This is a genomic window from Salinadaptatus halalkaliphilus (assembly GCF_006543045.1).
In the GTDB taxonomy this organism is placed as follows: domain Archaea; phylum Halobacteriota; class Halobacteria; order Halobacteriales; family Natrialbaceae; genus Salinadaptatus; species Salinadaptatus halalkaliphilus.
The window spans coordinates 245,109-268,170 of sequence record NZ_RBZW01000021.1 but is presented as its reverse complement, the minus strand read 5'-3'; the positions used below and the strand labels follow the sequence as shown (position 1 = coordinate 268,170).

At 62.1% G+C, this 23,062-nt stretch carries 24 protein-coding genes and 1 pseudogene; 3 read left to right on the top strand and 22 right to left on the bottom strand.

Annotated elements, in window-relative coordinates; translation table 11 throughout:
* Positions 1 to 15: 15 nt before the first annotated feature.
* From D8Y22_RS08725 to D8Y22_RS08710, 4 genes are all read right to left on the bottom strand, one after another.
* Entirely contained in the window at positions 16 to 213 is a 198-nt protein-coding gene (locus D8Y22_RS08725) for a hypothetical protein (RefSeq protein WP_141464319.1), read from the bottom strand.
* A 94-nt stretch (positions 214 to 307) separates the two neighbouring features.
* Positions 308 to 604: a HalOD1 output domain-containing protein gene (locus D8Y22_RS08720; RefSeq protein WP_141464318.1), complete on the bottom strand. Its 297-nt coding sequence runs from the start codon at positions 602 to 604 to the stop codon at positions 308 to 310.
* 235 nt (positions 605 to 839) lie between these two features.
* Entirely contained in the window at positions 840 to 1,025 is a 186-nt protein-coding gene (locus D8Y22_RS08715; protein WP_141464317.1) for a hypothetical protein, read from the bottom strand.
* A gap of 126 nt (positions 1,026 to 1,151) precedes the next feature.
* Positions 1,152 to 1,796 carry a helix-turn-helix domain-containing protein gene (locus D8Y22_RS08710; protein ID WP_141464316.1) on the bottom strand — a complete coding sequence of 215 codons (645 nt, stop codon included), beginning with the start codon at positions 1,794 to 1,796 and terminating at the stop codon, positions 1,152 to 1,154.
* A gap of 191 nt (positions 1,797 to 1,987) precedes the next feature.
* Between D8Y22_RS08710 and D8Y22_RS08705 the strand changes: the two genes are divergently transcribed.
* Both D8Y22_RS08705 and D8Y22_RS23495 read left to right on the top strand, forming a co-directional pair.
* On the top strand, positions 1,988 to 2,653 hold the full coding sequence (locus D8Y22_RS08705) for a helix-turn-helix domain-containing protein (protein WP_141464315.1): 666 nt from the start codon (positions 1,988 to 1,990) through the stop codon (positions 2,651 to 2,653).
* Between the two features lie 58 nt (positions 2,654 to 2,711).
* A complete protein-coding gene (locus tag D8Y22_RS23495; RefSeq protein ID WP_449421051.1) occupies positions 2,712 to 3,119 on the top strand; it encodes a DUF7344 domain-containing protein in 408 nt (135 codons plus the stop codon).
* A gap of 14 nt (positions 3,120 to 3,133) precedes the next feature.
* On the opposite strand, the gene D8Y22_RS08695 is transcribed toward D8Y22_RS23495, so the two are convergent.
* From D8Y22_RS08695 to D8Y22_RS08685, 3 genes are all read right to left on the bottom strand, one after another.
* Positions 3,134 to 3,910, bottom strand: a complete 777-nt coding sequence (locus D8Y22_RS08695) for a 4-phosphopantoate--beta-alanine ligase (RefSeq protein ID WP_141464314.1) — start codon at positions 3,908 to 3,910, stop codon at positions 3,134 to 3,136.
* A gap of 77 nt (positions 3,911 to 3,987) precedes the next feature.
* Positions 3,988 to 6,462: an efflux RND transporter permease subunit gene (locus D8Y22_RS08690; RefSeq protein WP_141464313.1), complete on the bottom strand. Its 2,475-nt coding sequence runs from the start codon at positions 6,460 to 6,462 to the stop codon at positions 3,988 to 3,990.
* Between the two features lie 6 nt (positions 6,463 to 6,468).
* Positions 6,469 to 8,139 (bottom strand): COG1361 S-layer family protein, encoded by a 1,671-nt coding sequence (locus tag D8Y22_RS08685; protein WP_174811807.1) that lies wholly within the window; start codon positions 8,137 to 8,139, stop codon positions 6,469 to 6,471.
* Between the two features lie 306 nt (positions 8,140 to 8,445).
* Here D8Y22_RS08685 and D8Y22_RS08680 point away from each other — a divergent pair, with 306 nt between their 5' ends.
* A complete protein-coding gene (locus D8Y22_RS08680; RefSeq protein WP_141464312.1) occupies positions 8,446 to 9,069 on the top strand; it encodes a TetR/AcrR family transcriptional regulator in 624 nt (207 codons plus the stop codon).
* Between the two features lie 22 nt (positions 9,070 to 9,091).
* Here the strand turns inward: D8Y22_RS08680 and D8Y22_RS08675 are convergent, their stop codons facing one another.
* From D8Y22_RS08675 to ahaH, 15 genes and pseudogenes are all read right to left on the bottom strand, one after another.
* The gene (locus tag D8Y22_RS08675; RefSeq protein WP_141464311.1) at positions 9,092 to 9,859 is read right to left on the bottom strand and encodes a Nif3-like dinuclear metal center hexameric protein; all 768 of its coding nucleotides are present in this window, start codon (positions 9,857 to 9,859) and stop codon (positions 9,092 to 9,094) included.
* Positions 9,860 to 9,952: 93 nt separating this feature from the next.
* A pseudogene (locus D8Y22_RS08670) lies at positions 9,953 to 10,138 on the bottom strand (cytochrome c oxidase subunit 3); the annotation flags it as partial.
* A gap of 197 nt (positions 10,139 to 10,335) precedes the next feature.
* Positions 10,336 to 10,521: a hypothetical protein gene (locus D8Y22_RS08665; protein WP_394348199.1), complete on the bottom strand. Its 186-nt coding sequence runs from the start codon at positions 10,519 to 10,521 to the stop codon at positions 10,336 to 10,338.
* Between the two features lie 186 nt (positions 10,522 to 10,707).
* On the bottom strand, positions 10,708 to 11,541 hold the full coding sequence (gene speB, locus D8Y22_RS08660) for an agmatinase (protein ID WP_141464310.1): 834 nt from the start codon (positions 11,539 to 11,541) through the stop codon (positions 10,708 to 10,710).
* On the bottom strand, positions 11,541 to 11,915 hold the full coding sequence (locus D8Y22_RS08655) for a translation initiation factor IF-5A (RefSeq protein ID WP_141464309.1): 375 nt from the start codon (positions 11,913 to 11,915) through the stop codon (positions 11,541 to 11,543). The genes speB and D8Y22_RS08655 overlap by 1 nt, the downstream gene beginning before the upstream one ends.
* A gap of 164 nt (positions 11,916 to 12,079) precedes the next feature.
* The gene (locus tag D8Y22_RS08650) at positions 12,080 to 13,045 is read right to left on the bottom strand and encodes a transcription initiation factor IIB (protein WP_141464308.1); all 966 of its coding nucleotides are present in this window, start codon (positions 13,043 to 13,045) and stop codon (positions 12,080 to 12,082) included.
* Positions 13,046 to 13,169: 124 nt separating this feature from the next.
* Complete coding sequence (locus D8Y22_RS08645; RefSeq protein WP_141464307.1) at positions 13,170 to 14,786, bottom strand: long-chain-fatty-acid--CoA ligase; 1,617 nt, start codon at positions 14,784 to 14,786, stop codon at positions 13,170 to 13,172.
* Positions 14,787 to 14,955: 169 nt separating this feature from the next.
* Positions 14,956 to 16,380, bottom strand: coding sequence for an ATP synthase subunit B (locus tag D8Y22_RS08640; RefSeq protein ID WP_141464306.1), 1,425 nt, complete (start codon positions 16,378 to 16,380; stop codon positions 14,956 to 14,958).
* A 2-nt stretch (positions 16,381 to 16,382) separates the two neighbouring features.
* A complete protein-coding gene (locus D8Y22_RS08635) occupies positions 16,383 to 18,146 on the bottom strand; it encodes an ATP synthase subunit A (protein WP_141464305.1) in 1,764 nt (587 codons plus the stop codon).
* A gap of 3 nt (positions 18,147 to 18,149) precedes the next feature.
* Positions 18,150 to 18,479: a V-type ATP synthase subunit F gene (locus tag D8Y22_RS08630; protein ID WP_141464304.1), complete on the bottom strand. Its 330-nt coding sequence runs from the start codon at positions 18,477 to 18,479 to the stop codon at positions 18,150 to 18,152.
* Positions 18,476 to 19,543, bottom strand: a complete 1,068-nt coding sequence (locus D8Y22_RS08625; protein WP_141464303.1) for a V-type ATP synthase subunit C — start codon at positions 19,541 to 19,543, stop codon at positions 18,476 to 18,478. The genes D8Y22_RS08630 and D8Y22_RS08625 overlap by 4 nt, the downstream gene beginning before the upstream one ends.
* Complete coding sequence (locus D8Y22_RS08620; protein WP_141464302.1) at positions 19,540 to 20,121, bottom strand: V-type ATP synthase subunit E; 582 nt, start codon at positions 20,119 to 20,121, stop codon at positions 19,540 to 19,542. Before D8Y22_RS08620 ends, D8Y22_RS08625 begins: the two co-directional genes overlap by 4 nt.
* 22 nt (positions 20,122 to 20,143) lie before the next feature.
* Positions 20,144 to 20,398 (bottom strand): hypothetical protein, encoded by a 255-nt coding sequence (locus tag D8Y22_RS08615; protein ID WP_141464301.1) that lies wholly within the window; start codon positions 20,396 to 20,398, stop codon positions 20,144 to 20,146.
* Between the two features lie 6 nt (positions 20,399 to 20,404).
* Complete coding sequence (locus D8Y22_RS08610) at positions 20,405 to 22,642, bottom strand: V-type ATP synthase subunit I (protein ID WP_141464300.1); 2,238 nt, start codon at positions 22,640 to 22,642, stop codon at positions 20,405 to 20,407.
* Entirely contained in the window at positions 22,629 to 22,961 is a 333-nt protein-coding gene (gene ahaH / locus D8Y22_RS08605) for an ATP synthase archaeal subunit H (protein ID WP_141464299.1), read from the bottom strand. Before ahaH ends, D8Y22_RS08610 begins: the two co-directional genes overlap by 14 nt.
* Positions 22,962 to 23,062: the final 101 nt, after the last annotated feature.

Genomic DNA, 23,062 nt, shown 5'->3' with positions numbered 1-23,062 from the left:
GGCGACGGGCACCGATCAAAACGGCTTCAGTACGGATCCGACTCGATCGCGTGCGGTCCCCGCGAGGTAACCCGAGGCCGCGCCGACGCCGGCCCCGACAGCACCTCCTGCCGGCCCGGCGACGCCGCCGACCTTGCCGCCGACTTTCGCACCCTTCGCCGCGCCCTTCGAGGCGTGTTCCGATCGCAGACACGGTGGCTCGAGCGATGGCATTACCCGTCGGTTCGAAGGCCGGGGAAATAATCGTTGGCCTCGAGATGTGCCGTCTGGGCCAGACGCTACCGGCGGATGCTGTCTGCCCTCGTTGTCAGGGCGGCGCTGTCGACCCCCGATGGATCACGACCGTTCCCTCCTGGTCGACGTGGATGCGATATCCCTGGTAGGTGAACGCGAACGTCGCATCGGCCTCGGGGGACGGCGGTGACGAGAGGATATCGGCGATGATCCCGTCGATACAGTCGTACACCGGCGGGAGGGTAACTGCATCCGTCCCCTCGAGGGTCGCGATCGTCTCGACGATCTGGGTCGCTGGGGCGTCTCGGCTGCTATCGAGTTGCTGTCGAGCGATGGCGTCCCCATCGTCGGAACCGGGCGATTTTTTCATCTACGTGTCACGTCCACGGTCGAGGGTTGTAACCCTTCTACCGGCTGTTTCAGGTCTATCGTGGCCGCTGCATGTCGACGCCACCAGTTCGCCACGACGGTAGCGTGGGTTTCGATAGCAGTAGAGTAGCGCGAGTTCCGTATCCAGAACCACGCCCGGAGATGGATCGGACAGTTCGATCAAGCGTTTCCCACGAACCCGTTATCTGCGACGACCGGTTACTCCTCGTCGTCGGTCACTCCGAATGGTCGTTCTTTTCGACTTCCGTGACGATTACGTCCCAATCAGGGTGTTCGGCCCCATTCCGACATTCGAATCCCCCTTCCACATCGATACCACTCTCGTAGGCCCTGCGAAGGAGGGCTTTCAGCGCCCCGTTCAATTCCTCCTTCGACGTAAGCGAGGTCTCCTCAGAAGTCATCTTCTCGCACCCCTTTCGTATATGCTCGATACCGTTGCATCCATCTTGCCCGATTATAGGCATCTGAGTCGGTTCAATACGGGCACTGATTATACAGAGGGTTAATATAGGGAACCATCCGAACGATCACACCGAACTACCGAGCGTCGCTCCAATGAGCCGTCGATGGCCGCGTCGAAGGCGTGACGAGAGTGATTGCTGGGTAATGTCGAGCTCGTCGGCGATCTCCTCGAGCGACACCTCGCGTGGGGTGTCGAAGTAGCCCCGTTCGTAGGCCACTATCAGCGCCTCGCGTTGGGTCTCGGTCAACTCGTAGCCCTCCCCCTGGATCGGAAGCATTGCGTGGACGGCGGTGATCGCTATCGGAATGTCGTTTTCCTGGCAGTGCTCTCGAAACTCGGCGATTGCCGCCTGGCTCTCGCCGCGTACCTCGAATTTCCACCCCTCTTTCGTCCCAATTCCAGAGAGCACGACGACGTTGGCCTCGGCAAGCGCACTCAAAATACCGAAATACGCTTGCTCCCACTCGGCACGCATGAGATACTCGTGTTCGACGCTATCGACCACTCGGATGTTGCTCACGCCGGCGTGCTGGTCGAACGCAGCTTCGATGTCCTCCGTTTCCGCATCGCGGACCCAGAAGTACGGGATGATCAGCGTCTCGTGTGGGATGAGTCGCTCGAGTTCGACCGTCACCCCCGGCAAGTTCTCGAACACACTCCCCAGCGGAAATTCCGCTACAGGACTCGTAAACTCCATCACAGTCGCCATGAGTAATGGTTCGTCTAGCAGGCGGATAACCAGCATGGGTGGTGTATCATGGCTTCCGGACGAGCTAACGCACCGTTGCTGGCCGGGATACTGTCTGGTGCGAGCGAGGAGTCCGTTTGGTAGCTGGGTGGCCATGGTACACCATGTCATCTCCTTTTGTACGGCCGGGCAATCTAGTCGCACAAGCGAGCATGAGTGTGATAACGGAGATTCGCATCCCGGCCGATGATTTTGAACTCGGACAAATTCTCAGTCTCGGGCAAGCGTCGGCGATCGAACTCGAAACGCTCGTCCCGAGTGGGGACGCTACCGTGCCGCTCTTCTGGGTCTACGAACCGGTCGAGAACGGCTTTCTCGAGACCGTCGAACGCTATCCAACGGTCAACAGCGTCACGGAAGTGGACGTGTTCGAGGACCGGACGCTGTTCAGACTCGACTGGGATGCGAGCCAGGACCACCTTTTTCAGTGTATCTTGGAACACGAGGGGCAAATACTAAGTGCGACTGGATCACCGGAAGGATGGAATTTCGAGATGCGATTTGTAGACCGCGAGGCATTGAGTCAGTGCCAGGACTGTTGTGAGGACGCCCACATTTCCCTGAAGATGACCCGTATATACAATCCAACGGACCCCGAGGCCGGTCCGTGGTACGGCTTGAGTGAGCCCCAACGAGAAGCACTCACGCTTGCCGTCCGAATGGGATACTACGACATACCACGAGGCTGTACGACCGCAGAGGTAGCTGACGAGATCGGGATTTCCGATCAGGCAGTGACGGAGCGACTGCGTCGTGCGATTGGTACGTTCGGGAGGTACGCACTTCTTACGCCCGAGTCAGCGGCCCACGTCGACTGACTGTTTCCATTATGCACCATGGAACAGAGCCAGGCAGTTGGGCCAACGCTAGGTGAGTATGGATGAGAGTCGAAAGCTGGGGACGCGTGATATCCAGTCAATTAATAACGATTCTGGTTCTTCGGGGCGTGAGAAACCGATCTCGTCTGATACGATTCTGTCGGCAGTAGCGGACGAACACCGACGCGCCATCCTCAACGCGTTGAACACCTCCTTCGAGGAGACACTGGAATACGATGTACTCGTAGATCACGTTGCAGACCGGGTTCGAGACGAAGACGCCAAGCGGGAATCAGACGAACACCGACAACGAGTTCGGATCGCGCTTCGTCATACGCACCTTCCAAAACTGGAGGAAGCTCGGATAATCGACTATGAGACTGAAACGGGTCAGATTCAGTTTGTTGGCGGTGAACTCGAACGAGATCTCCTGACGCTGGTCGAACCGTACGATGGCAACGAGTGAGACGGGTTACTGTGTTAGAGTCCGTCTCGAATCCGTTTCTCGGCCGCCTCGAGCGCTTCCTCCCGATCGAATTGCTCGACGACCGACTGAAGCTCGTCCGTCTCGGCGTCTGCGAGGTCGCGGGCGTGTTCAGTGATATTCGGGACGGCGCGGATGATGTTGTCGACGACCGGCACCTCGGCGACCTGTGGTGAGCGCGAGAGCGGGTTGAGGTCGATCACGATTTCGGTCTTGCCCATCTCCTCGAGGGCTTCGGCGCGGTCGCCGTCCTCGAGGGGGACGACGACGACATCTGCCTCGTAGATCCCGTCGGCGTCGACTTTCGCGCGTTTGTGATCGAGGTTCGGGATGCGGGCGTCGGCCTCGAGGCCTTTGACCGCCGTGGCGCCGTGGTCGCGCAGGTGGTCGGCGATAGCCTGCATGCGTTCGGGCGTTCGGTTGAAGAGGTTGATCTCGAGGTCGGCGTCGACGGCGTCGGCGAGTTCAACCATCTCGCCAGGGACGAGCGCGGCGACGTTGCCGTTGATCGAGAGGACGGGGTGGTCCGCGAGCAACAGGTGGGCGGCGGCGGCGCGTTCGGCCTCGTCGGCGCTCGGAATCGTCTCCTCGCCAAGCAGATAGTCGAAGGCGCTGCCCCGGCCCTCGGCGTGCATTCCCTGAAGGTGGGTGATCCCTTTCTCGACGCCGTTTTCGATCCGGTGGCGCGTGAGCAGGTCCTGGTAGCGGGGATGATCCTCCGGAATCTCCTCTTCGTGGTCGACCTCGGCCGAGATGGTGTCGTACTCGCTCACGAGCGACACCTCGAGATGGGGGCTAAAAAGCCGACCGATCTGTGTCAACGAGCCACTCGGTGGGTGGTCCCACGACCCTATCGCGTCGAGAGCCACGCACGGATCGAGCCCGCGTCGTCGATCCGGGCCCAGAGGAAGACCGCCGGCGGCATCGCGACGACGGCGCCGACAAAGGAGTAGAAGACGCTCATCGCCATCAGCAGGCCAAAGTCACCGAGGACGGGCGTGATCGCGAGTGCGAGCGCACCGGTTCCAAGCGAGGTCGTGAGCATGCTGCCGGTGAGTGCACCGCCGGTCCCCGACAACGTCGTCGTCAGCGCGTCCAGCGTATCGTCGCTGTCGGTGTATTCGTCGATGAATCGAGCCGTGGTGTGAACGGAGTAGGCGATACCGATCCCGATCGATATCGAGAGGATCGTCGCCGTCATCGCGTTCAACGGCATCCCGAGTGCCCGCATCGTCCCGATGAGAAACGCCACCGCGATGACGATCGGGAAGACGTTGACGATGCCGAGTAACGGCTTGCCCTCGAGGATGGCGTACGCGATCACGAGAAACACCGCCGTAAGGGCAACCGCGAGTATCAGTCCCTGAATTGCCGAGTCGAAGATGATCCCCGTGATCGCATCGAAGATGACGAGCATGCCGGTGGCGGTCGCGTCGTAGCGAAACTCCTCGGCGAATTCGGCGCCGTCGGCGGCGACCTCGGCCTGGGAGGCCTCGGCGTCGATCGAGTACTCGATCTGTGCGCCCCGACGGTCCTCGGTGAGGTACTGCTGGGCCTGCGGACCGGCCGGCGAGGCGAACAGTTCGTCGTAGATGCGATCGAGATTGCGATCCGGCACGCCGTTTCCGCTTCGGTCGTTGCGCTCGACCAATGCGGCAAACTCCTCGTCTTCTTGGGCGTAGGACTGAATCACCGTCACGATGCTCTGGGCGTCGGCTTCGCCGCCAGGTCCGACGGCCAAACTCTCCGGCGGATCCGAGTTCGGACTCTCCAAGGCCTCGAGCGCGTGATCCTGTTCGAACGGTCCTTCGACGTATATCGTGATCGACTCGTCTTGATTGGCCTCGAAGCGATCCTCGAGCAGGTTGATCGTCTCGGTGACCGTGTAATCCCCTGGCGCGAACGGCTCGGGGATGTACTCGACGTACCAGGCTTCCTCTTCGGGTGGAAGGAAGTCCTCGTCGTCGAAGGAGGTGTCGACGCCCGCTCCGTACGCGCCCATCCCACCACCGACGACGAGCAGGATAACGACGAAGACGGCGGGTGCACGCTGTCCGACGGTCGCAGAGATCGACAGTACGCGACCCAGCGAGGACTCTTCGGATGCGATCGGCGTCGAGTTGAACTCGGGGACGCCGTAGCGATTACGCAGCCGGTCGACCTCGAGTTTCGCCGCGGGCAAGAACAGCCCGAAGATCAGGAACGTAAAGATGATCCCGACGCTCGAGACGATCCCCATGTTCCGGATGGGGCCGAGGTCGGAGATGATGTTCGCACCGAAGCCAAAGACCGTCGTCACAGTCACGATGATAAAGGCGATCATGAGCTGATTGTTCGCCGTTCGCATGGCCTCGAGGGGTGCGAATCCCTGGACGGTCTCCTCGCGGTAGCGGTTGATGATGTGGATGCCGAAGTCGACCCCGACCGCGAGCAACAGGACGGGGACGGCGATCAGCTGTTGGTCGAACGGAATTCCCGAAAAGCCCAGAAAGCCGAACGTCCAGACGATCGTCATCAAGAGGGCAAAGAGGCCAAGCGCGAGGTCGATCGGGTCGCGGTAGGCGACGACGAGGAACGCGAGCAACAGGACGACGACGACGGGCATCACGATCGCCAGCGAGTCGCCGATGATGTTCTCGAACTCCTCATTGACGACACCGGTTCCGAAGGCGCGGATGTCGGCCGATTCCTCGTCGGCGAGCGAGTCGATGGCCGTCTGGACGTCGGTCAGGTCGTCGTCGTCGAACTCCTGTGGGACGTCGTGGGAGATGACGGTCATCGACGCCGAGGCCGACGCTTCGGTCTCGCTGAAGTCGTCGGAGACGATCGCCGAAAACGCTGGCTCGTCCGCGACGGCACGCACCGCCTGCCTGATCTCGGCGTTCGTCGCGCCCTCGATCGCCTGGCGCTGCTGTGCCGGCGTCCGTGCGTTCTCGTCGAGCGCCTGTGCGACGATCGTCGCCGGCCCGTTAGCCGACTCCATGCGAAGGTCCGGCCGGTCGTCGACGCGCTCGAGAACGGTCAACATGGCGAGTAGTTCCCCGCGGGTCAACACGTCCGAGCTCGTGTGGATGAGCTGGGTACTCTCCTGATCGGTCGTAAACGGCCCTTCGAACTCCTCGTCGATCGCGTCGAGGGCTTCCTGTTCCTCGAGACCGTCGGTGAAGGCGTCGGTCGCCTCGGCGTCGGTCGTGATCGCGGTCATGCCGCCCGCGAAGACCGCGGTGAGCAACAAGAAGACGACGATGACGGTCTTTGGCTTCGAGACGATCGTCTCGTTGAGCCGGGCCGTCGCCGCCTCGATCCGTGGGCCGAGATCAGTCATAGATCGTTAGCTCCGCTGGTAGACGTACGCACCGGCTCCAAGTCCCGTGAGCACGATCACGCCGATCAGGGTCAACGGCAGCCCCCCCTCGCTTTCGGTGACATCGATCGCGACTCGAGTCGTATCCGACAGCTTGCTCGTGCCGCGCTCGTCGTCGTAACGAAAGTCAAAGGAGATCGGGTACGTCTTCGCCGTCGCGGTCGGGTCGGCCTCGAGCGCGAACGTCATCGTCGTCGACTCGCCGGGCTCGAGTTCCTGGATGAACGCCTCGTCGTCGTCGCTGTCGAGTGGATCGCTGGCGAACAGGCGCGCTTCGACGTCGGTGACGGTCTGATCGAGATTGTTCGTGATCTCGACATCGACGTGTTTTTCCTCGCCGGCGGCGAGTTCGCGGTCCTGAACGTCGACGAGGAACTGATCCCGCTGGGCTGAGACACTCGTCACAATCTCGAGATCCTCGTAGAGACGCTGTTCGAAGTCGCTGTTGCGATACTGGACCGCCAGATCGATCGCCCGGTCGACGGCTTCGGCTTCGCCGCTGATCTCGAGTGGCAGCCGGAACGTCTCGGATTCGCCGGCCTCGAGCGTGCCGACAGCGACGGCGGTTTCGATCGGGACGACGTTCGGCGACTCGTCGGTGTAGCGGACGACGACGTTCTCGGCGTGGTTCGGCCCGACGTTCGTGACGGTGCCGTGGAGGTCGCCGTCCTCGCCGACGTAGAGGTCCGATTCGATATCCGAGAGGCTGAACTGCTGTTCGGCCTGGGGGATGACGCCGACCGACGGGCTGTCGTCGACGCGCTGGAGCCCGTCTTCGGTTCTGAACTGGACGGTGCCATCGAGCGTATACTGGCGCTGGGTGGTATCCGGTGCGACACTCACGTCGTAGGTGACCGTCGTCGTCTCGCCAGCTTCGAGTTCGTCGATCCGGGCCGTATCCTGGGCACTCTCGCCGAAGACCAACCCGCCGCTGAGCGACTCGAGTGCGACGCTGACGTCGTGTGCGGTCTCGTCGCCGGTGTTCTCGACGACCGCCTCGAGCGTGCCGGAGTCGCCGACCTGTGCGTCGGTCGTCGCCGAGACGAGTTCGAACCGAGCGTCGTCGTCGACGACGAGGTCGATCGTTTTTGTCCTCGATGCGGTCCGATCGTAGGTGACGCCGCTGCTCGATTGCTGGTACGTATAGGAGTAGGAGACATCGACGTTGACCGAGTAGGTGCCGGCCTCTGCGTCGTCGGGAACGTCGACGACGAGCGTCGATTGACCGGGCTGGGTTTCCGAGACGGCACCGATCGCCGTCTCGCCGCTTCTGACCGAGAGATCCGTGGTATCGTCGTCGGGCTCGAGGCGAACGTTTCGGGCCGTCGTCACGACCTCGCGGGCCTCGGCGGTCCCGAGGCTGAGCGAGCCGTCGTTCGAGACCTGGATCTGGACCTCGTTTGTCTCACCCGACTGTACCGTGGGATTTGGCGCGTGGAGGTCGATACTCGGCGAGCCACGAAGCAGCGGTTGATTCTGTTGTGGGGCTTGCTGGGCCGAGAGCTCCGGCTCGGGTATCTCGTCGTCCGGCATCTCGTCAGCCGCGTCGAACTCGGTATCGTCGTCGGCGACGACGACGCCGCCGGCGGCAACCAACACGACCGAAAGCGCGATCACTGCGATGGTGACTCGATTCATCGGACCACCACACACCGCCGTCGACTCGTCCTGCTATCTGCATCACGACGGCGACAGCGGCTCCATCGACGACTCGAGGAACCGACTACACTGTAGTCCATACCCGAACAGAAGAATACACGAATCAAAAATGCTTTGATTCATGAGTTCCTAAATACTGGTATCGAACTGAGGGACTGTCCCGTGCCAGTACTCGATGTAAACGCCACCCAGGGGACGATTCGATCGTGACAATCAGCATCGGTGACAGCTATAGAATGAATAGATATGTAATCGCCACCGCCAAACAGCGACACCACCACGGCAATGAAGGGGTTTAGTGACGAGGAGCGCGAGCGAATCAGGGCCTCGCTGCTGGAGTGTGGCCGGGAGCTATTCGCACAGTACGGGCTCGAACGCACGCGTATCAAAGACATCACCGACGATGTGGGTATCGGGACGAGCACGTTCTATCAATTTTTCGACTCGAAGGAAGAGCTCTACGTCGACGTTCTCATCGCGGAACGCAAGCGACTCAACGCGGAACTCGAAGCGGCGGTCGAGGATATCGATTCTCCACGTGAACAGGTTAGAGTGACCCTCGAGACGGTATTCGAGGCGATCGAATCGAACCCGCTGATCAGTCGACTCGTCGTCGAAGGTGAGCTCCGGTTGTTACAGAATCAGCTCTCGGACGCCGAACGGCGGGCGATCATCGAGGAGTTCGGTAACGAACGACTCGGCTACATCGACGGGTGGGTAGATAATCCAGCGTTCAAGTACGATGACCCACGGATCGTCGATGGACTGTTGCGCTTGCTGGCGTTTGTCACGCGGAGCAAAGATATCGACTCCGAAACCAACGGCGTCTCCGAGTACGAGGTTATTCGCGGTGCGTTGATCGACGTCGTCGTTGACGGGCTCTTCGAAGACAACGGCGAGTCACAATAGAGTCGACGGGTCCACAGCGTGCTTACAATCCGGTCGGCACCTCGAGATACGTCGTCTCGAGACCCCACTCCTCGACGAGCGACTGGAGCGAGCGAACGCCGAAGGCTTCGGTCGCGTAGTGGCCCGCCAGATAGACGTGGATACCCGCTTCCCTGGCCTCGTGATAGACCTTCCCTTTCCCTTCGCCCGTCACGAGCGCGTCCGCACCCGCGTCGACGGCCTCGTCGAGCCAGTCCGTTCCGCTGCCCGTGACGATCGCAACCGTCTCGATCTCGTCGGGACCGAATTCGAGGTGTCGGACCGGCTGCCCGCCCGTCTCGAGAGTTGCCTCGAGTCGCTCGCGTAGCGTGTCGGGATCGAGGGGCTCGGCGGCGGCGCCGCACTGGCCGATGTACTCCGGCCCGAGTGCGCCGAACGGCCGTCGATTCTCGAGGTCGAGTACGTCGGCGACGCCGGCCGCATTCCCGCGTTCCTGGTGGCCGTCCAGGGGCAGGTGAGAGACGTACAGCGCGAGGTCGTTCGCAAGCAGGGGCTCGAGGCGGTCGTAGGTCCGACCGGTCACGCGGTCGAACCCGCCCCAGGAGAGGCCGTGGTGGACGACCAGCAGATCGGCGTCGGCCTCGAGTGCTCGGTCGAACGTCTCTGCGACGCCGTCGACGGCGAATGCGACGTGCGTGATCTCGCCGCTATCGGGGCCGACCTGCAACCCGTTCGCGCTGGCGTCGAGGTCGGCGTAGTCGGCCGTTCGCAGTTCCTCGTCGAGACGGTCGGCGATCGTCGTGAGTTCCATGTCGATGCGTTGGCCTGCGAGGGCCTTGTATTCGGCCCATCGACGCGAGTGTCGCCGGCGAGACGAGAATAAACCGACACGACGTGCCTACCGCTACACGAGGTAGAATAACGGGAACAGAAAGACCCACACGATATCGACGAAGTGCCAGTAGAGCCCGAAGAACTCGACTGGGCGGTGATCCTCGAGGTAGGCGTCGATGCTCGCGATCCGGTAGAGCATGAACCCGGCAATCAGAAGGCCGAAGACGACGTGCAGCGCGTGGAGGCCGGTCGTGATACTGTTGGACAGAACTATTCAACGATCGGTCGCAGTACTGCGGCCGTCACCGTAAGGACAGCCGCGAATTCGCGACCGACGTGTCACTGACTTCTGTCCGACAGTATGAGGAAGTACATCGAGTACTGCAACTCGGTGAACCAGTAGATATCGTGGGCAAACTCGTAGTTCCACTCCCAGGCCTTGATGCCCAGGAATTACTCGCTCCCGTCCAGCAAGCCGATGCCACCGGGCGCCCAGAGCTGTGCCCGGAACAACAGCGCGAGTACCCCACCAAGCACCAGGAAAAACAAGGATGTCCCGAGATAGAGAATACCGATGTCTTTGTGATTGGTCGTGACCAGCCAACGTTTGATCGATGTCCGCGGCGGAAGCTCGCTCACACTCGGTTACCTCCCCTCGCGTGCCGGCAATCGCCGTGACTACCGGCGAACACGGCCCACTCCATCATCAGTATGCTGGCAGCCGATCTGGCAATCAAGCTATTCGGTGCAGTTGCAAGGACGCGGTATCGATCGCCCACCAGCAGCCGCCGATCGAGCCGCGGTACGTGACTCGAGCAGTCGGCGCTACCGATCCGCCCTCGAGAAGACGAACTCCCGGACCAGTTTCCCGGCGAGCGACGCCGCCTGGCCGTCATCGCGGTCGTTGACCTCGACCACGTCGAACCCGGTCGCCTGCCGCGCGAGCTCGCGGACGATATCGCGCAGCTCGCGGGGCTCGAGGCCGAACGGCTCGGTCGTGCCCGTTCCCGGTGCGTAGGCGGGATCGGCCACGTCGATGTCGACGCTCAGGTAGAGATCACGGTCTGTCAGTCGGTCCGGGAGCGACCACGATCCGGCGTCTTCGGGCGCAACGACGGTTACGTCCTCGATTTCGGCGCGCTCCCACTCGGCTTCGCTACCGGCGCGCGCGCCGATCACGATCAGTTCCTCGACCGACTCGACGGACTCGAGCAGCCGTCGCATGACACAGGCGTGTGAGAGCGGATTCCCGTCGTACTCCGCTCGAAGGTCGAGGTGGGCATCGAGCGAGACGACGACATCGGGTTCGACAGCGCGGACACCCGCCAGCGAGACGGTGTGTTCGCCACCCAGCGTCACCGGCACGGCGTCGTCCCAGACGACATCGCGAAGCGTCCCCTCGAGGAACTCGAGGTAGGCCTCGACATCGTCCCAGGCGCGGACATCGCCGTGATCGAAGATGCCGAGTTCGGAGAACTGTTGGTCGGTCCGACGGTCGTAATCGTCGAACGGTTCCGCAAACGTCCGAATGCGCCGGGGCCCAAATCGGGTACCCGGCTGAAAGGTCGTCGATACGTCCAGGGGCGCACCGACGACCACGAAGTTCGCGCCATCACGGTCGGATGGATCGCCTCGTGTGTCGATCGCCCCGGGAAACATTAGACGATCTTTCGCTGGTCTTCCATCTCGAGGTACTCGATGTTTTCGTCGGGCGATGGGTCGGCGTCGTCTGGGACACGCATCGTGATCGTCTCGTACGTCTCTAAATCCATAACCTGCATGTCGCTACCGTCGACCGAGACGACCTGCCCGTTTTTGCGCTCGATGATGGGGACCCAGATCTTCGCGTCGACGGGCTGGGAGAGCGACCGCTTCTTGCCGTCGAAGACACCTTCGGCTTCGATGCGTGCCTTGGCGCTGCCGTGTTTGCCCGGCTTCGCCGTCGAGTAGGCGTCGATCTTACAGGCTGCGTCGTCGATAATTACGTAGCTGCCTTCCTGGAGATCGCGAACTTCGGTCTGCTGTTTCGCCATGTTCCGGCGTAATCAACCGACGGGCATAAACCGTTTGGAATGGCCGCCTATCGCGACCGCTACCCCGGACAGAAATTCCGTCTCATACGGATTGCTGTAACGATTTACCGGCGAAACCGCAGACGGGTCGCGGTTTCGGCGGTAACGACTTACAGTAAACCGTCTCACTCGTGTATTCCCATCGCCGAAATCTGTTCCTGGTAGCGGTTCCGGATCGTGACTTCGGTTACTTGGGCGGCGCTCGCGACTTCGTTCTGGGTTTTCTTTTCGTTACAGAGCAACGCGCTTGCGTAGATCGCTGCAGCGGCGTAGCCGGTCGGCGATTTGCCCGACAGCATTCCCTGGTCGGCAGTCGTATCGATGATCTCGTTGGCCTTGTTCTGTACCTCCTCGGATAGCTCGAGCTCCGAGCAAAATCGGGGCACGTACTTCTTCGGATCGACTGGCTGCATCTCGAGGCCGAGTTCCTGGGCGATGTAACGATACGTGCGCCCGATCTCCTTGCGGTCGACTCGCGAGACGGCAGCGACCTCGTCCAGCGACCGTGGGATGCCCTCCATCCGGCAGGCGGCATACAGTGTGCTCGTCGCGACACCTTCGATCGAACGCCCGCGGATGAGATCCTCCTCGAGGGTCCGCCGGTAGAGGACGCTTGCGACCTCCCGGACCGACCGTGGAACGCCGAGCGCGGACGCCATTCGGTCGGTTTCAGAGAGCGCAAACTGGAGGTTGCGTTCGCCGGCGTCCTTCGTTCGAATGCGCTCTTGCCACTTTCGCAGCCGATTCATCTGGGTTCGCTTCTTCGAAGAGAGTGAGCGACCGTAGGCGTCCCTGTCCTTCCAGTCGATGGTCGTCGTCAACCCTTTGTCGTGCATCGTCTGGGTCGTCGGTGCACCCACGCGGGACTTGTTGTCTCGCTCCGTCGCGTTGAACGCCCGCCATTCGGGCCCGCGATCGATCGTCTCCTCTTCGAGGATCAGTCCACACTCCTCACAGCTCACTTCGCTGCCGTCCGCACTTCTGGTGAGCGTACTCGAGTCACACTCGGGGCACGTCCGAACACCCTCGGAATCGGCGGCCTCGCGCTCGGACTCCTCCGTCTCTGTTTGCTGACGAGTCAGGCGTTTCATTGATCAACTGTACACACTCGTCCGAGCCGGTTAAACACTGGGAGCGACGGCGATACAAAACCGCCACAGATGACAAAAGGTCACCACTATCGACGGCTGCCGGTTCGTGTGCCGCCACTCGAAGCTATCCCTGGCCGACCATTCGATCTTCCTCGTCCCACTCTTCCTGGCGCAGCTCGTACTTCTGGACCTTGCCAGTTGCGGTGGTCGGCAGTTGCGCGACGAACTCGACACGCTGGACGGCTTTGTAGCTCGCGAGGTTGTCCCGCGTAAAGTCGACGAGTTCGTCGGTCGTGACACCCGGATCGTCAGGCTCGCCGTTGTCGGGCACGACGAAGGCCTTCGGCGTCTCGCCCCACTCCTCGCTCGGTGCCGGGATGACCGCGACGTCCGAGACCGCCTCGTGCTCGAACAGCGTGTCTTCGAGTTCGATACTCGAGATGTTCTCGCCGCCGGAGATGATGATGTCTTTCTTCCGGTCCTGAATCGAGATCATCCCGTTCTCGTCGACGGTCGCCAGATCGCCCATGTGGTAGTAGCCCTCGAGTCGATCCGAGAAGGCTTCCTCGGTCGCCTCGGGTTTGTTCCAGTACTTGTCCATAACCTGGTTGCCCCGGACGACGATCTCGCCGATCGAGGCATCATCCTGGGGGACATCGTTGCCGTCTTCGTCGACGACGCGGATGTCGGTTCCGAGATAGCCCAGCCCCTGACGTTTCTTGATCGCGAAACGGTCCTGGCTGTCGTCGTCGAACGTCCGGCGAGCGTCGGAGGTCGTGATCAGGGGCCCCGTCTCGGTCGCGCCGTAGACGTGTTTGAGATACCAGCCGAACTCGTCTTCGACGGTTCGGATGGTTGCTTCCGGCGGCGCCGAACCGGCCGTCGCGATGCGAACGTCCGGCTCGCCCGTCGTCTCCGGCGCAGCGCGCTCTTCGTAGTAGTCGATCAGCATGTTCAACACCGTCGGCGCGCCACAGAGGTAAGAGACGTCCTCCTCGCGGACCGTCTCGAAGATGTCGCCCGCATCCACACCTCGAGTGCAGACGTGTTTGGCCCCCATGCCCGTGATCGCGTAGATGTGACCCCAGCCGTTGACGTGGAACATCGGGAGCGTCCAGAGATACGTATCGTCGTCGCGGATTTCCTGGTGAATCGAGATGAGGTAGGCATGCAGCGTCTCGGCGCGGTGGGTCCGACAGACGCCTTTCGGATCGCCCGTGGTCCCCGAGGTATAGTTGATCGTCACGATCTCGTCCTCGCTCATCTCGGGTCGATCGTACTCGGTGCCGGCCTCGGCGAGCACGTCGTCGAACGCCTCCCACGCTCCAGCCACCGCGTCGGCGTCGTTCGTGATGAACGTCTCCGTCGGCACCTCGTCACGGATCGGCTCGATCTTCTCGGCGTAGTCGTAATCCGCGTAGATGGCGTCGACCTCGGCGTCGTCGAGAATGTAGGCGAAGTCCTCGGGCGTCAACCGATAGTTCAGCGGCGTGTGGACCGCCCCCACCTGCATGCTCCCGTAGGCTGCCTCGAGATGATAGTGGGTGTTGGGATCCAACACGGCGACACGATCGCCCTTTTCGATACCTCGAGCCTGCAACGCCGCGGCGAACCGATCGGCCCGCTCACCGAGTTCGTCGTAGCTATATCGCTCCCCTGACGTTGCGACGACGGCTTCGTGCTCCCCGTAATGTTTGCGCGCTCGGTCGAGAAACTCCGTCACGAGCAGTGGTTTGTGCATACACGTACCATTCTATTAACGACCATTAAGTTTATTGCGGTAATTGTAGCCGCTTTCTGCCCCGGACGAGTGCGTGACGAACGGAAAACACACCGGCCGAACGGAAGACAGCGACCGCTCGAGTACGGCCACGCGTAAAAATCGAAGCGATACGTCGAAAAGCCGCCGATCAGTCGGCCGAGACGGCTTCGGCTTCCTCGCCGGCGTCTTCGCGGTAGTGTTCCTCGATGAGGTCCTCGTCGATACGGTTGAGTGCCTCCTTTGGCAGCATCGAGAGCAGGTCCCAGCCGATCTCGAGCGTCTCGTCGATCGAGCGGTTCGTCTGGTAGCCCTGCTGGACGAACTCCTGTTCGAAGCGGTCCGCGAAGTCGAGGAACTTGTTGTCCCGCTCGGAAAGGGCTTCGCGACCGACGATGTTTACGAGGTCGCGCAGGTCCTCACCCTCCGCGTAGGCGGCGTACATCTGGTCGGAGACATCGCCGTGGTCCTCGCGGGTCAGGCCCTCGCCGATCCCGTCGTCCATCAGTCGCGACAGCGACGGCAGGACGTTGATCGGCGGTTCGATCCCCTGACTGTTCAAGTCCCGATCCATCACGATCTGGCCTTCCGTAATGTAGCCGGTCAGATCCGGGATCGGATGGGTGTCGTCGTCGCCGGGCATCGTCAGGATCGGAATCTGCGTGACCGATCCCTCGCGACCCTCGATTCGGCCCGCGCGCTCGTAGAGCTGGGCCAGGTCGGTGTACATGTAGCCGGGGTAGCCACGCCGACCGGGGACCTCCTCGCGTGCGGCACCGATCTCTCGCAGCGCCTCACAGTAGTTGGTCATGTCCGTCAGGATGACCAGCACGTGGTAGTCCTTCTCGAAGGCCAGATACTCGGCGGTCGTGAGCACGAGTCGCGGCGTGACCTGACGTTCGACCGCCGGGTCGTCCGCGAGGTTCATGAAGACGACCGACCGCTCCAAGGCGCCGGTGCGCTCGAAGTCCTCCATGAACTCGTTTGCCTCTTCGGCGGTAATGCCCATCGCGCCGAAGATGACGGCGAACTCCGAGCCCTCGTCGTCGTCGCCTGTCGCTTCTTCTTCCGGAACCGTCGCCTGGCGGGCGATCTGGAGTGCAAGTTCGTTGTGTGGCAGTCCGGAGCCCGAGAAGATCGGCAGCTTCTGGCCCCGAACCAGCGTGTTCATGCCGTCGATGGCGGAGACGCCGGTCTGGATGAACTCCTCGGGATACTCCCGAGAGTAGGGGTTGATCGCCTCGCCGACGATGTCCTGTCGTTTGTCGGGGACGATTTCGGGGCCGCCGTCGATCGGGTTCCCCGAACCGTCTAACACCCGTCCGAGCAGATCCTCGGTGACGGGCATCTTCATCGTCTCGCCCAGGAAACGAACGGAGGCGTTGCGGTCGATACCGCCCGTGCCTTCGAACACCTGGATCGAGACGATACCCTCGCTCGATTCCAGTACCTGTCCGCGCAGGGTCTCTCCGTCTGGCGTCTCGATTTCGACGATCTCGTCGTAGCCGACGGGTTCGTCGACCTCGGCGAACACCAGCGGGCCGCTGACTTCCGTGATAGTCTGGTACTCTTTCATCGTTAGTACAGTGCTCGCAGTTGCTCTTCGAGGTCGCTTTCGATCTCGTCGATGAACGCCTCGTACTCCTCGGCGGTGCCCATCCGGTTGAGCCGCGGGGCGGCGTCGATGTCGGTGATCTCCTCGACCGGAACGCCGGCGTCCAGCGCGTCGAACGCCTCGTCGTTGAACGTCTTGATCGCCGTCAGCATCCGGTAGGTCTTGTCCGGTTCGCAGTAGGTGTCGACATCGTGCAGGGCGTTCTGCTGGAGCCACGCCTCACGCAGGTAGCGAGCCACCTCGAGCGTGAGCTGCTGGTCTTCCGGCAGCGCGTCCTTGCCAACGAGCTGGACGATCTCTTGGAGTTCGTCCTCCTCGTCTAACACGTCGACGGCCCACTGACGGACCTCGGACCAGTCGCTTTCGACGTTTTCCTCCCACCACGGATCGAGCTGGTCCTTGTACAGCGAGTAGGACTCGTTCCAGTTGATCGAGGGGAAGTGCCGTCGTTCGGCCAGATCGGCGTCCAGTGCCCAGAACGTTTTGACGATACGCAGTGTGTTCTGGGTGACCGGCTCGGAGAAGTCCCCGCCCGGTGGCGAGACCGCCCCGACGACCGAAATCGAACCTTCGCCGCCGTTGATCAGCTGGAACTTGCCGGCACGCTCGTAGAACTCCGAGAGCGACGCGGCGAGATACGCGGGGTATCCCTCCTCGCCGGGCATCTCCTCGAGTCGACTCGAGATTTCACGCATGGCTTCGGCCCACCGGGAGGTGGAGTCGGCCATGAGTGCAACGTCGTAGCCCATGTCGCGGTAGTACTCGGCGATCGTGATGCCCGTGTAGATACAGGATTCACGCGCCGCGACGGGCATGTTCGATGTATTGGCGATGAGGCAGGTTCGGGCCATCAGCGGGTTCCCAGTCTGTGGGTCCGGCAGTTCCGGGAAGTCCTCGATGACCTCCGTCATCTCGTTGCCACGTTCGCCACAGCCGATGTAGACGACGATGTCCGCGTCGGACCACTTGGCGAGCTGTTGCTGGGTGACGGTCTTACCCGAGCCGAAGGGGCCGGGGATCGCCGCCGTCCCGCCCTTCGCGAGCGGGAACAGGCCGTCCTGGACGCGCTGTCCGGTGACGAGTGGCTCGGTTGGAGTCTCCTTGTCACCGGCGGGGCGGGCCTGACGCACCGGCCACTCCTGGTGCATCTGGATCTCCTCGCCGTTGTCCAGTTCGACGACCGTCTCTTCGACGGTGAACTCGCCGCTCTCGACCGACGTGACTTCGCCGCCTTCGTAGTCCGGCGGCACCATCACCTTGTGGTCGATGGTGACGGTCTCCTCGACGACGCCGACGACATCGCCGGGTTCGACCGCGTCGCCTTCCTCGACTTCGGGTTCGAACTCCCACTTCTTTTCTAAGTCGATCCCGGGGGCGTCGACGCCCCGGTCGAGGAATGCGGTCCCCATCTTGTCCTCTAAGACGTCGAGCGGGCGCTGGACACCGTCGTAGATGGAGTCCATCATCCCCGGTCCGAGGTCGACGCTTAGGGGTTCGCCCGTGTTCTCGACGGGTTCGCCCGGGCCGACGCCGGAGGTTTCCTCGTAGACCTGAATCGTGGTCAGGTTCCCTTCGATTTCGATGACCTCGCCCATCAGTCCTTCGTCGCCGACGTAGACGACATCGTTCATCCGGGCGTCGAGGTCCGTGGCGGTCACGACGGGACCGCTCACGCTTTCGATTACACCGTCTTCGTCGACGGTCTCGGTTTGTTCTGCCTGGCTCATAGTTTATTGTTCGTCCTCGTCCATCAGGTCGATACCGATCGCCCGCTTGATCTGGTCGCGCAGGCCGCCGCCACCGGTACCGCTGCCGATGGTGACGACGACCGGCTCGACGCTCGTTTCGACGGTCTGGCGAACGTTTCGCGAAAGGTACTCGAGATCGTCGTCGTGCATGACGACGATGCCGACCCCCTCGTCGTCCAAGACGTTCGTGACGGCGTCGTCTAACTCTGTGCTCTTGTCGTCGTCCGGAACGTTCTCGAATCGGCGAACGCCTGCGAGGCGAAAGCCGGTCGTAAACTCCGGGCTGCCGACGACTGCGATTTCCTGGCTCATAGGATCACCAGCTCCTCCTCGATCTCGCTTTCGTCGAGACCGACCTCGCGACCGCGTGCGATCGCGCGGATGTTCTCGACCTCGCGTTCTTTCGCGAGGATGTACGACAGCACGGCCGATACCGAGGCCGGGTAGATGCTCGAGAGCGTATCGGAGTACTCGAGCAGTGCAGCGTCGAGTGCGTGCTCGAACTGGATGAGACTGTCGGCGTCACGGAGCCGACCGAGCGCCCCCGACAGACGGTCGCCGTACCGTTTGTTCTCCTCGATGTGATCGACGAGTTCGTCGTAGTCCGCGACCAGTCGGTTCAGGTCGGCGCGATCGAACAGCACGCCGCCCTCGATGTAGTAGGTCGCCGGATCGAGGTCGGCACCGCTGCGAGCGAGTCGCAGGGCGTTCCGGGCGTTCCGGAAGTCGATCTCGGCCTGCAGGAACTCGACGAACTTCGCCTCGGGTCCCTCCTGGGGTTCGTGGCCTGGGCCGCGGGAGATGTCCTCCAGAAGGTGCTCGTAGAACTCCCGGTCCAGCGCGTTCTCGAGTGGAACGAGCGCGCCGGTCTCCTCGAACTCCTCTAAGGCGTCCGATAGCGGCTCGTAGAAGATGGTCCGCGAGAGGACCTCGACGGCGTCTTCGATCGTATCGACCTCGAGGAGCCGGTCGATCGTTCCGTCCTCGAGTTCGCCCGCACGGATGAGGTCGGTCTGGATCGCTTCGGAATCAGTCTCGGTGTAGATTCCGCGGATGATCGTCTTCAGATTCCAGACGTCGAACTTCCGGAGATATCGAGAGACGAGGTCGTAGAGTCGCCCCTCGGACCAGTCCAGTAGGTCGTCGAAGTGCTTTGCGAGGTTCCGGTTCAGGGCGTACTCGATCAGGTCGACTCCTGAAAATCGGGCCCCGAGTGCGTTGATCTCGCGTTCGTACTCCGTTTCCTCCATGAACCGTGCGATCTCGCTCGGCCCCATCCGGATCAGCTTCCGGTAATCCTCGTCGGCAAACAGCGACGCTCGGCGTGACCGAACGCGAGCGTTCACGTATTCCGGATTCGAGGCGCCTACGCTCATTGCTCGAAGAGTCGGTTGCTGATCGCCTGGAGATTGTCTTCCCACACGTCCTCGAGCACCGAGTCGAACGTGTTGTTGACCCGAACTCGAGACTGGGCGCTCTCGACGACGACGCCGCCAAGACAGTCGTACTCGCCGGCGTACTCATAGCCGTCGTAGTCGGCGAGAATCGACTCGAGTAGCGCCTCGTCACCGGGCCGGCCGTAGACGGAAACGTCGTCGCCGGCCTCGAACTCGACGCTCGCTGCCTCGAGCAAGTCTCGGGTGAGGTCCTCACGGCTGTCGCCCTCGAGTCCGACGAGTTCGTCCTCCACGGACTCACGAACCTCGCCGAGGACGTCACGGCGGGCCTCCAGGCGTTTCTGTTTCGCCTCCAGTTTCGCACTGGAGAGTCGCTGTTCGCGCAACTGCTCGATCTCACGATCGACCTCGGTCTCGGCCGACTCGAGGATCTCCTCGGCGTCTGTCTCGGCTGCCGATTCGATCTCCTCGGCGCGAGCCTCGCCCTCGGCACGGATGTCCTCCGCACGCGCGTGGGCCTCATCTCGAATGTCTTCGACGACGGTGTCCAAACTCATTGTGAGAGAAAGCGCGGAGTGTTTAGACGACGAAGACGACGACCAGTGCCAGAATCACGAGCGTCTCCGGAAGGACGGTCATGATGAGGCCTGGAACGAACATATCGTCGTCTTCGGCGATCGCGCCGACGGCGGCGGCGCCGATACCTCGCTCGGCATACCCCGCTGCGAGTGCGGCGAGACCGACGGCGAGTGCCGCCGCGCCACTGTCGGTGAAGTTTTCGAGCGTCGCTCCGTTCTGTAGTACAACGTCCGCAAGTTCTGGTCCAAGTGTCATTGTTAGTTAGTCCTCGCTGTGATTTCGATCGTGTCCGAACGGTTCGTAGTTCTTTCCACCGCCTTCATAAAACTTCCCAAAGAACTCGACGTACTCGAGCCTGATACCCTGTAATCCGGCACTTGTGATACCAAGTAACAAGACCACGATGTGTCCGAATATCAACACGAGCACGCCCAATATGAAGGCGCCGATCGCTACCGCACCGTCGCCCATGTGGAAGAGTCCCTCGAACATCACCGTCCCGTCACCGTGGCCGTAACCGGTCCACGGTGCCAGGAAGGGGCGATCTCCTGCTTCGGTCTCGATACCGCCGAACACCAGCAGGTTGACGACGAACGCCATCCCACCCTTCGCGAGCAGGACGGCGGCGATTCGGGCGTAGGAGACGCCGTGGGCGAACGGAATCGCGAACTCGGCGAGTTCGACGGGGTCGCCGATCGCGAGCAGTACGACGCCGAGCAAGAGCACCAGCAGCGGTGCCGTCAGCTCGAAGCCGCCGAGGAAGGGAATGCCACTCGGGAACGTGAACAGCCCCATCATCGGGAAGCCGCTGAATCCGAGGTCGAACGCGGCGCCGTCGAAGGCAGTAAACAGGAAGTCGGGTTTGACTCCCGACGCCTGTGGCGTAAAGACCCAGATCCAGAGGCCGTTGAGCATCAGGATCCACGAGCCGCTGTGGGTGATCGCCCCCCAGAGGCCGTGGCCGTGCTGGATGTTCTCGACGAAATCCAGGATGTAACCGATGTTCAGGTGGATGATACCGAACAGCAGGCTGATGATGAGCCACGCTAACGCGAAGTCGAGCGTCGCAGGAGCCAGCCCCTTGTCTCCCATCGGCGCGCCACCCTCGCCGAACAGCATGTAGCCGAGTTCGTGGATGCCGAAGAACTCCCCAAACAGGATGCCAAAGAGGATCGTGAATCCACCACACCACATCGCGACGCCGCCGAGACTCGAGATACCCGGACTATCGAAGCTCTGGTACATGTAGAACCCGATCAGGACGTACAGCAGTCCGTAGCCGACGTCACTGATCATAAATCCGAAGAACAACGGAAACGTCAGGAACATGAAGATCGTCGGATCGAGTTCGTTGTACTTCGGTCGGTTGACGGCCTTGACCAGCGCCTCGAACGGTTTGGCTGCCGACGGGTTGTTCTGGACCGTCGGCGGCTGGTCGTCCATCGTGACGGTCGAACCGCCGTCGGTGACCGCCTTCTGCTGTTTCCCGTCGTCGGCCTCGCTCGCGTCGGGCTCGTCGGCCGCCTGCTCGCCCTGCTGAACGTCTTCCGTGTGAGACTTGCCGTGGCGGTCGTAACTCGCTCGCTCGAGCTCTTCGAGTTCGACGCTGTCGCCGACACGCTCCTGGAGCGTCGCGACGAGGTCGTCGTACTGGGCCGACGGGATCCAGCCTTCGGCGACGAACGCTCGTTCGGTCGTCGCAAACTGCAGCGGCGCTTCCGCGCGCTGGACCTCGATCGTTAGCTCCTCTTCGACCCGCAGGAGAAAGCCGCCGTCCTCCTGTTTGATTCGCTCGAGTTCGGCGTCGATCTCCTCGATGTCGGCCTCGAGTTTCCGTCTGTCGTCCTCGAGTTCGCCGACGTAGGCCTGTGGGCCGCGTTCGGTCTCGGGAACGGGATGGCGGGTAAACTCGATGCCGACGAGGGCGTCGTCGATCGGCGCCTCGTCGACATCTGCGGTCGGTGCCGCGACGATCGCGACGATGTCACCGCCGGTAAACGTCTCGAAGGCCCGAATCCCCTCGGCGTCCTCGAGTGCGGCGGTCACGTCGGCGTGGTCGCCCTCGCCGACGAGGACGTCGACCGACTCGTATCCCGACAGCAAATCGAGGTCGATTCCCAACTCCGCAAACGGCGCGACGCGGTCGATCCGCTCGTCGACCTGTCGGAGCTGGTCGCGGACCTCGCTGCGTTGGTCGTCGAGTTCGTTGATTCGCGTGCGGATCTCTTCGAGGCGCTGCTCCCAGCCCTCCTCCAGACGACCCGGTGCCATCTCGTCGTCGGAGAGCTCGAGCGTGCTCTCGAGTGCGCGGACGGTCACCAACTTCTCGGAGGCGTCGTCGGCACCCTCGATCGGGTTGCCGTTGTCGAACCCCTCCCAAGAGCCGTCGTAGTCCGAGAGATGCACCAGATTCAGTTCGTGAATCGCCTCGATGGCCGCGGGCATGACGCCCTTCGAGCCGGCCATCGAGATTTTGCTCATCCGTTCAGGTCTGAGCATGGACGTCCTCCTGGAACAAGGAGACGACGTGGTCGGTCACGTCGTCGACCCGGTCCCGGGCGCGCTCGGCGAGTTCCGCACGCTCCTGTTCACCCTCCTCGAGGACGCGCTCGCACTCCTGATCGATCTCGTCCCGTGCCTCCTCGAGGCGACGGTCCCTGAGATCGCGCGCTTCCTCTTCCGCGTCCGCGCGAATCTCCTCGGCTCGTTCCCGGGCCTCGGCTATTCGCTCGTCGCGGTCATTTGCTGCCTCTGCGACGATGTCGTCGGCATCTTGCTCAGCCGACTTGATTCGTTCGAGAACCTCTGGCCTCGGCATACTTGAAGCAAGCAAAGGGTAACAAGAGCGCGTATATGGTAGTTGCGAAAGCGAGCGATTCCAGCCAGCCGGATTCGTCTCGCAGCGTCCGGTCGTTTCGA

Coding starts and splice junctions, on each gene's coding strand:
- D8Y22_RS08725 (WP_141464319.1), bottom strand. CDS start 213: ATGCCATCGCTCGAGCCACCGTGTCTGCGATCGGAACACGCCTCGAAG.
- D8Y22_RS08720 (WP_141464318.1), bottom strand. CDS start 604: ATGAAAAAATCGCCCGGTTCCGACGATGGGGACGCCATCGCTCGACAG.
- D8Y22_RS08715 (WP_141464317.1), bottom strand. CDS start 1,025: ATGACTTCTGAGGAGACCTCGCTTACGTCGAAGGAGGAATTGAACGGG.
- D8Y22_RS08710 (WP_141464316.1), bottom strand. CDS start 1,796: ATGGCGACTGTGATGGAGTTTACGAGTCCTGTAGCGGAATTTCCGCTG.
- D8Y22_RS08705 (WP_141464315.1), top strand. CDS start 1,988: ATGAGTGTGATAACGGAGATTCGCATCCCGGCCGATGATTTTGAACTC.
- D8Y22_RS23495 (WP_449421051.1), top strand. CDS start 2,712: ATGGATGAGAGTCGAAAGCTGGGGACGCGTGATATCCAGTCAATTAAT.
- D8Y22_RS08690 (WP_141464313.1), bottom strand. CDS start 6,462: ATGACTGATCTCGGCCCACGGATCGAGGCGGCGACGGCCCGGCTCAAC.
- D8Y22_RS08685 (WP_174811807.1), bottom strand. CDS start 8,139: ATGAATCGAGTCACCATCGCAGTGATCGCGCTTTCGGTCGTGTTGGTT.
- D8Y22_RS08680 (WP_141464312.1), top strand. CDS start 8,446: ATGAAGGGGTTTAGTGACGAGGAGCGCGAGCGAATCAGGGCCTCGCTG.
- D8Y22_RS08675 (WP_141464311.1), bottom strand. CDS start 9,859: ATGGAACTCACGACGATCGCCGACCGTCTCGACGAGGAACTGCGAACG.
- speB (WP_141464310.1), bottom strand. CDS start 11,541: ATGTTTCCCGGGGCGATCGACACACGAGGCGATCCATCCGACCGTGAT.
- D8Y22_RS08655 (WP_141464309.1), bottom strand. CDS start 11,915: ATGGCGAAACAGCAGACCGAAGTTCGCGATCTCCAGGAAGGCAGCTAC.
- D8Y22_RS08650 (WP_141464308.1), bottom strand. CDS start 13,045: ATGAAACGCCTGACTCGTCAGCAAACAGAGACGGAGGAGTCCGAGCGC.
- D8Y22_RS08645 (WP_141464307.1), bottom strand. CDS start 14,786: ATGCACAAACCACTGCTCGTGACGGAGTTTCTCGACCGAGCGCGCAAA.
- D8Y22_RS08640 (WP_141464306.1), bottom strand. CDS start 16,380: ATGAAAGAGTACCAGACTATCACGGAAGTCAGCGGCCCGCTGGTGTTC.
- D8Y22_RS08635 (WP_141464305.1), bottom strand. CDS start 18,146: ATGAGCCAGGCAGAACAAACCGAGACCGTCGACGAAGACGGTGTAATC.
- D8Y22_RS08630 (WP_141464304.1), bottom strand. CDS start 18,479: ATGAGCCAGGAAATCGCAGTCGTCGGCAGCCCGGAGTTTACGACCGGC.
- D8Y22_RS08625 (WP_141464303.1), bottom strand. CDS start 19,543: ATGAGCGTAGGCGCCTCGAATCCGGAATACGTGAACGCTCGCGTTCGG.
- D8Y22_RS08620 (WP_141464302.1), bottom strand. CDS start 20,121: ATGAGTTTGGACACCGTCGTCGAAGACATTCGAGATGAGGCCCACGCG.
- D8Y22_RS08615 (WP_141464301.1), bottom strand. CDS start 20,398: ATGACACTTGGACCAGAACTTGCGGACGTTGTACTACAGAACGGAGCG.
- D8Y22_RS08610 (WP_141464300.1), bottom strand. CDS start 22,642: ATGCTCAGACCTGAACGGATGAGCAAAATCTCGATGGCCGGCTCGAAG.
- ahaH (WP_141464299.1), bottom strand. CDS start 22,961: ATGCCGAGGCCAGAGGTTCTCGAACGAATCAAGTCGGCTGAGCAAGAT.